Annotated in this window: 1 protein-coding gene; it reads right to left on the reverse strand. The window is 41.7% G+C overall.

The window, feature by feature from the left end:
• Positions 1 to 45 precede the first annotated feature (45 nt).
• Positions 46 to 1199, reverse strand: a protein-coding gene (locus AB1L17_RS31330) for an IS3 family transposase (RefSeq protein ID WP_412848821.1) whose coding sequence is annotated in 2 segments (ribosomal slippage) — positions 46 to 938 and positions 938 to 1199 — 1155 coding nt in all. Because the reading frame shifts where the segments join, the coding sequence is not laid out codon by codon here.
• Between the last annotated feature and the right edge of the window lie 82 nt (positions 1200 to 1281).

The raw sequence follows: 1281 nt of genomic DNA on the forward strand, positions 1-1281 counted from the left end.
GTTGGTCATAGCCCCGTCAAGTAGACACTAAAAAAGAGAAATTTTTTAGGCGGCAATCGCTTCTCTATATTCTACTGGGGAGAGATCGCCGAGTTTTTTCTGGAAGCGCTCTTCGTTATAGTAGTTGATGTATTCTGTTACCATTCTCCGAGCTTCCGATTCATTTGCTGGTTTTTCAAGGTATAGCTTCTCTGCTTTTAAGTGGGAAAAGAACGACTCGATGCAGGCGTTATCGTAACAATTTCCCCTTCTTGAATGACTTCCAATAAGTTCTTTATCATCAAGGAGATTCTTGTACGTTTTTGTTGTGTATTGATACCCTTGATCGGAATGAAGAATAGCACCTTTGGCGTTTATATGTTCTACTGTACGAAGAACGAGTTGTAAATCGTTGTTAGAAGACATCTCCCAGGCCACAACTTCGTTGTTGCACAAATCTAAGATGACCGATAAGTATACAAATTGATGTCCAATTCGAACAAAGGTAATATCCGTTACTAATTTCTTTAATATCGTTTCTGCTGCAAACTCACGATTGAGGACATTTTGAAAAACAACGGATGGTTTGCGCCCAGCAAAGGGGCGCTTCTTCCGAATAACGGAGCGAATCTCCAGTTCCCGCATAAGCCTACGCACTTTCTTATGGTTAATCGTAAGTCCTTCTTTGTGTAGAGCTGTACGCATCCGGTTATAGCCGAAATGTGGACGAAGTCGATGAATGGTAAGAATATGTTCCTTCAGGTTTGTATCTCGTTCAACACGATGAATAGCACGGGGCTTCAAGATCGCCTTCCACTTGTAGTAACCTGCTCGCGATACTTCCGCAATCTTACATAGCATCGTAATGGAATAGGTATGACTCATTTTTTCAATGGTACGAAACCGGGCTTGCTTATCCAACTTCCCTCCCCGTGTAGATTCGGATTGAGCTTTTTTAGATATTCTAAATGAGCTTTCAAGTAGGCGTTTTCCTCTTCAAGACTACTAAACTTCTTTCTCCCCCAACTCCCCCGATAATCCTCAAACGACTCTCCATTTTGATATCTACGAACCCATTCGATGATTTGGGCATCACCCTTAATCCCTAATCTTTCTCGAATTTTCGCATAGGTCAGCCGCTCTTCAAGACGTAGTCGAACAGCTTCTTTCTTGAGTTCATCGCTATAACGCAAAAAGACTTGTCCTTTTTTGGGTGGCATGAAAAACCCCTCCGGTCAACAGTGTTTAGTACATGATATCATGTACTCTTTTTTTACTGTCTACCATGAAGGGATAATACCA

This window comes from Brevibacillus jepli, from assembly GCF_047229145.1.
Lineage (GTDB): Bacteria > Bacillota > Bacilli > Brevibacillales > Brevibacillaceae > Brevibacillus.